The following is a 6,000-nucleotide window of genomic DNA, read 5'->3' on the forward strand; positions in this document are numbered from 1 at the left end:
GTCGCCGGAAACATGCGTGTTCAGCGACGTCGCCTGCCCGCAGTATTGCGTTCCGCATTCGGGTGCGGTAGTACCATCTTGCGGCGATCTGTGTCGCGTTATGAGGAACGCTGGATGGACATTGAAGACCTTCGAACCTTCGTGGAAGTTGCCAATTCAGGGGGCATTTCGCCGGCCGCGCTGCGGCTCGGCGTGTCCAAGTCGATGGTGAGCCGCCGGCTCGTGCGGCTCGAAGGGGAACTCGGCGTGCAGCTGCTGGCGCGGTCCACGCGCGGCGCTTCCCTCACGGAAGCCGGGTCGACGTTCCAGGAATACGCCGCCAGGATCTGCGCCGAGATCGAGGTGGCCAAGGAAACCATCTCGCCCGCCGGCGACCTGAGCGGCCGGCTGCGGATTGCCGTGCCGCTGACTTTCGGCCCCAGCTACTTTGCGCCCATGCTCGCGGAGATGGGGCGGCGCCACCCGGGGCTCCACATCCAGACCTGCTACAGCGATCGCTTCGTCGATCTCATCGGGGAAGGTTTCGATTGCGCGATACGGGTCGGCTATCTGCAGGACTCCAACCTGATTGCAAGGCGCGTCGGCCCGATCTACGGCAAGCTCGTTGCGAGTCCGGACTACGTCGAGGCGCATGGATCGCCCGAGACACCGGAGGCGCTGCTCGAGCATCAGGCGCTGATGCAGGGAACCGAGGCATGGCAGCTGATGGATGGCGACAAGATCGTCACGGTGCGCCCCCGGGGCCGCTTCAAGGCCGACAACGGCACGGCCTTGCTCGCCGCCGCGGCAGCAGGACTGGGCATCGCCTACTTGCCCGACTGGCTCACGCACGAGCATGTGGCTTCAGGGGCGCTGGTGCCCGTCATGACGCGCCACCCGCCGCCGCCGGCAGGGGCATACGTCATCCGGCCGTCGGGCCAATATCCGGCGCGGAAGATCCGCGTGCTCACCGAGCTTCTGATCGAGTATTGCGACAAGTCGCCGCAGCCCGGGGAAACTGCCGCCGGTTGAGTGGTGAGCCGGCATCGCCGTTCGAAGCCGGCGATGCAAGGCACCGCCCGCATCGCCGCTCGCTGCGGCAGGGTCGTCGGGTGCGTCAGGCGCGAACTTCACGCGGGTCCGCGCACCGACCCTGCCGCTCATGCCCCGTCAGCCGGGGCCCGCCCGCGTCAGGCGGCCGGTTGCAGTTCAGCCGCACATTCCTGGAACAACTCCGCCGCCTCGCGTGCCAGTTCGGCTGCGATCCAGAGCACGTTTTCCAGGTGCTTCGGTCCGTCGCCTGTCGTCCATTCGATGCCCTCGCCGTAGCAGCACCACAGCAGCGATCTCAGCTGCTCCAGATTGCTTTCGAGGAGGTCCACCGCGCTGGGACCGGCGGTGTCCGCGGCGGTGGTTGCTGCGGCAGATGTGGCAGATGCGGGAGGTGCCGGCGTGGGGCGCCGGGCCATAATTCGTTTAGCCATGTGGTGTGCTTTCTTTCAAAGTTGTTGCACGTCATGTGGTCAGACGGTTGGGGTGCTGATACGCCCCGGCCGTCGCCTTTTCTGCTTCGCATTCGCCCCGATGCGTGTGGCACCGAAGGCCCGCCGCGAAGCTTGCGGCTCATCCGTTCGAAATGCTGTGTGTGATGCCTTCCTTGCCCACTGGGTGGGGCTTTGAGTGTCTGGGGCATCCACTGTAGAGAGGCACGGCGCGGGCAGCGAAACCGAATGCGCTAGTAAGTCTCGAATTGCGCGACTCAATGGTTGCCAAATGCCGCCGCCGACGCAGGCGGCGACGAGGCGAGGGCACCGCCGCCCATGGCCGCACTCGCAACGGCATAGACCATCCGTCGAATGCCCAACAGCCGATGCCCGCCCTAGCATCCGCAACGTTGCCGCCCACCCCGACGTCTCCGATGAAACAGCTCGCCTTCTTCGCTGCCACGGCCTTGCTTTGCCTGGCCGCCTTCGCCGCCGAACCCGCCAAGGACCACCCGCTGGTCGGCCGCTACGAAGGCGCCGTGCTCGACGGCTACAAGGCCGCTGCCTACGACGAGGTCGGGCTCATCAAGGAGCCGTTCCAGAACTGGGCCGGCGGCAAGCCCGAGCTGCTGCAGGTCGAGGGCAAGGTCACGCTGTACCTCTACCGGCTGCCCAAGGAGCGCTCGCTGCTCGAGGTGCAACGCAACTACGAAGCCAGCTTGAAGGCCAAGGGCTTCGAGGTGCTGTTCACCTGCGGCACGGCCAACGCCTCCTGCTACAAGCCGCGGCCCAACAGCGTGGACACCAACACACCGTACGACTTTGCGCTGGCCTTCGACAACCCCGAGTGGCCGCGCCTGGGCAGCCGCGGCGACTACGCGCGCAACTACTTCGGGGTGAGCGGGCGCTACCTGCTCGCGAAGAAGACCGGGCCCACGGGCACGGTGTACGCGAGCATCGCGCTGGCCGAGCACAACGCCGACGTCGGCAACCACGCCTTCGTGCGCGTGGTCGAGACCAAGGCGATGGAAGACAACAAGATCGTGTTCGTCGACGCCACGGCCATGCAGAAGAGCCTGGCCGAGACGGGGCGCGTGAACCTGTACGGCATCCTGTTCGACCTGGACAAGGACGTGATCAAGCCCGAGTCGCAGCCCACGCTCGACGAGATGACCAAGCTCATGCGCAACAACCCGCCGCTGAAGCTGTCGGTGGTGGGGCACACCGACGCGCAGGGCGAAGCCAGGCACAACGACGACCTGTCCAAGCGCCGCGCGCTGGCGGTGATCGGGGTGCTGGTGAAGGCGGGGGTCGATCCGCGCCGCTTCACCACGCGCGGGGCAGGGGCCTCGGAGCCGGTGGCGCCGAACGACAACGACGCGGGCCGCGCGAAGAACCGGCGCGTCGAGCTGATCCGGCTCTGAGGCCGAGCTTCAGCTCTTCAGCTTTCTAGCTTTTCAGCACGGCGAACAGCGTCGCCCAGTTGCCCGGCGCCGCGTCGATCAGCGCGTTCAGGTGCAGCTGCAGGCGCGCCGCCACTTCCTGCAGCGGCATGCCGTCGGCCAGCGGCGCCTCGCCGGCGATCTGCGAGATCCACAGGTCGGCGTCTTCGGAGCCGGCTTCTTCGGGCACTTCCCACCCGCCCGCCGCGCCCAGCAGGTAGCGCAGGTGGTACTCCACCGTGAAGCCGGGCTCGGGCGTGCCTTCGCGCCGCACATGGGCCAGGCGGGCGAGGGTGGCCGCGAGCATGCGGCTGTCGAAGCTGCGGCCGTCGTCGTTGCTGCACAGCTCGGAGCCTTCGCGTGCAAAGCCGACCAGCGCTGCCCAGTAGGCCTTGTCGTGCGTGCCGTCGCGCTGCGCCATGTGGCGGCTGGCAAAGCGCGCCATGAGCACCGGGTCGGCCATGAGCGGCGACAGCACGAGGTCGCTGCGGAAGTCGAAGCCGAAGAAGTACATCGTGCCGTCGAGCGTGAGGGCTTCGATGGCGCCGACGTGGCCGTCGCGCCCGGCCAGCGGGGCGGGCACGCCGGCGCCGGCTGCGTCGCCTGCGGCGGCTGGCACCGCTGGGGCGGCGGCCGGAGATCTTTTCTTGAAGAAGTCGAACATCCGAAGATCCTTTGGCGAGATTTCAGTGCCCCGCCATGTTCGCAGCTTCTTCAGGTCACGGGCACGCTGGTTTCCTTCAGCACCCTCAGCACGAAGTGCGATTTGCTGTGCCGGATGCCGGGAATCTTGTAGAGCTTTTCGCGCAGCAGCCGTTCGTAGTCGCGCGTGTCGCGCACGGCAATGCGCAGGTAGTAGTCGTAGTCGCCGGAGACCAGGTAGGCCTCCTGGATCTCGGGAATGGTGGCCAGCGTGCGGCCGAAGTCGTACAGGGCTTCGTCGGTGTGGCTCTCCAGCGTGACCTGCACGATCACCGAGTCGTGGTAGCCCAGCTTGGCTGCGTCCACGTCCACCGTGTAGCGCTTGATGACGCCCGTGGCCTCCAGTTTCTTGATGCGCGTCCAGCAGCTGGTGGGCGACAGGCCGACCTCGTTGCCGATCTCCTGCAGGGTCTTGCGCGAGTCCAGCAGCAGCACGCGAAGGATGGCCAGGTCGGTCTTGTCGAAAGATCCTTCGAAAGATCCATCGTCGTTGCCAAGGATTTGCCGATTGATTTTCATGAATCGCGCCTAAAGAGCCAAAAGAAAGAAGCATATTTTGCGCCGAAACCGGAAGAATTGACGGCATGCGACTGCTCGACCTACCCCTCACGAACACCCTGTCCCTTCACCCGGAAGCGCCGGCGCGCATCCGCAACGGCGCCGAGGCCCTGCTCGACACGCTGGTCGAGTGCGGCGTGGACACCATCTTCGGCTACCCCGGCGGCGCCGCATTGCCGCTGTACGACGCGCTGCACGGCGAGCCGCGGCTGCGCCATGTGCTGGTGCGCCACGAGCAGGCGGCCGTGCACGCGGCCGAAGGCTATGCGCGCAGCACGGGCCGCGTGGGCGTGGTGCTGGTGACCTCGGGGCCCGGCGTGGGCAACACCATCACCGGGCTGCTGGACGCGATGAGCGACTCGGTGCCCGTGCTGTGCATCAGCGGGCAGGTGGCCACCGCCGTGATCGGCACGCAGGCTTTCCAGGAGAGCGACGCGCTGGGCATGTCGCGCTCGGTGACCAAGTGGAACAAGCAGGTGCGCTCGGCCGACGACGTACCCGCGCTGGTGCGCCGCGCGCTGGAGATCGCATCGGGCGGCCGCCCCGGGCCGGTGCTGCTCGACGTGCCCAAGGACATCCAGCTCAACCGTCTGGGCCACGCGCCGCAGTCCGATGCCGCGCCGCTGCGCGCGCTGCGCACCAGCCGCTCGGCGCTGCCGCCCAAGGCCATGATGCAGCGCGCGGCAGACCTGCTTTCCACCGCGCGCCGCCCGGTGATCTACGGCGGCGGCGGGCTGGTGAATTCGGGCCCCGCCGCGTGCGAGGCCTTCACCAGGCTCGTGAACCTGATGCACGCGCCGTGCACGCTCACGCTGATGGGGCTGGGCGCGTTTCCGGCGTCGGACGCCAAGTTCATCGGCATGCTGGGCATGCACGGCATGCTCGAAGCCAACCTGGCCATGCACGAGGCCGACCTGGTGGTGTGCGTCGGCGCGCGCTTCGACGACCGCGTGACCGGCAAGCTCGACGAGTTCTGCCCGCATGCGCGAAAGATCCACATCGACATCGACCCCGGCAGCATCAACAAGGTGGTGCAGGTCGACGTGCCGATGGTGGGCGACTGCGCGGTGATCCTCAACGGCCTGCTGGAGCTGCTGCCGGCCGAGGGCTTCGCACCCGAGCGGCTCGCGCCGTGGTGGGCACGCATCGAGCGCTGGCGCGCCGAAGACTGCCTGGCCTTCACGCCGCGCGAGGACGCGATCTTGCCGCAGCAGCTGATGTCGTCGCTGCAGCGCGCCATCACCGCGAGCGGGCGCGACACCATCGTGTCGACCGACGTGGGCCAGCACCAGATGTGGGCTGCGCAGTACCTGCGCTTCGACAGCCCGCGGCACTGGCTCACATCGGGCGGCGCGGGCACCATGGGCTACGGCCTGCCGGCGGCCATCGGCGCGCAGATCGGCCACCCCGAGTCGATGGCCGTGTGCGTGAGCGGCGACGCGTCGGTGCTCATGAACATCCAGGAGCTGTCGACCGCGGTGCAGCACCGCGTGCCGGTGAAGCTGGTGCTGTGCAACAACGGCTACATGGGCATGGTGCGCCAGTGGCAGGAGCTGAACCACGGCAACCGCCTGAGCCACAGCTGGAACGAGGCGCTGCCCGATTTCGTGGCGCTGGCCAAGGCTTTCGGCTGGGGCGCGCGCCGGGTGACCGACCCGGCCGATCTCGAAGACGCACTGGCCGAATGCCTGGCGAGCGAGGGGCCGTTCTTCCTCAATGTGGAAGTGGCTGCGCAGGAGAACTGCTTCCCGATGATGCCGTCGGGGCATGGGCACCACCGGGTGATGCTGGCGAAGGACCGGTGGTACGAGGAGGCTTGAGGGGTTCTTTGTCTT

General features: G+C 67.5%; 6 protein-coding genes. 3 read left to right on the top strand and 3 right to left on the bottom strand.

What is annotated here, in order from left to right:
- Window positions 1–114: 114 nt before the first annotated feature.
- Complete coding sequence (locus BM013_RS30825) at window positions 115–1,011, top strand: LysR family transcriptional regulator (protein ID WP_093132219.1); 897 nt, start codon at window positions 115–117, stop codon at window positions 1,009–1,011.
- Between the two features lie 158 nt (window positions 1,012–1,169).
- Here the strand turns inward: BM013_RS30825 and BM013_RS30830 are convergent, their stop codons facing one another.
- Window positions 1,170–1,463: a hypothetical protein gene (locus BM013_RS30830; RefSeq protein ID WP_093132221.1), complete on the bottom strand. Its 294-nt coding sequence runs from the start codon at window positions 1,461–1,463 to the stop codon at window positions 1,170–1,172.
- A 434-nt stretch (window positions 1,464–1,897) separates the two neighbouring features.
- Here BM013_RS30830 and BM013_RS30835 point away from each other — a divergent pair, with 434 nt between their 5' ends.
- Window positions 1,898–2,887, top strand: coding sequence for an OmpA family protein (locus tag BM013_RS30835; RefSeq protein ID WP_093132223.1), 990 nt, complete (start codon window positions 1,898–1,900; stop codon window positions 2,885–2,887).
- 25 nt (window positions 2,888–2,912) lie between these two features.
- On the opposite strand, the gene BM013_RS30840 is transcribed toward BM013_RS30835, so the two are convergent.
- Both BM013_RS30840 and BM013_RS30845 read right to left on the bottom strand, forming a co-directional pair.
- A complete protein-coding gene (locus BM013_RS30840; protein ID WP_093132225.1) occupies window positions 2,913–3,569 on the bottom strand; it encodes a hypothetical protein in 657 nt (218 codons plus the stop codon).
- A 50-nt stretch (window positions 3,570–3,619) separates the two neighbouring features.
- Complete coding sequence (locus BM013_RS30845) at window positions 3,620–4,126, bottom strand: Lrp/AsnC family transcriptional regulator (RefSeq protein WP_218152712.1); 507 nt, start codon at window positions 4,124–4,126, stop codon at window positions 3,620–3,622.
- 65 nt (window positions 4,127–4,191) lie between these two features.
- On the opposite strand from BM013_RS30845, the gene ilvB reads away from it, so the two are divergent.
- Window positions 4,192–5,985: a biosynthetic-type acetolactate synthase large subunit gene (ilvB, locus tag BM013_RS30850; protein WP_093132227.1), complete on the top strand. Its 1,794-nt coding sequence runs from the start codon at window positions 4,192–4,194 to the stop codon at window positions 5,983–5,985.
- Window positions 5,986–6,000: the final 15 nt, after the last annotated feature.

It is taken from the genome of Variovorax sp. OK605 (assembly GCF_900115445.1).
GTDB lineage: Bacteria > Pseudomonadota > Gammaproteobacteria > Burkholderiales > Burkholderiaceae_C > Variovorax.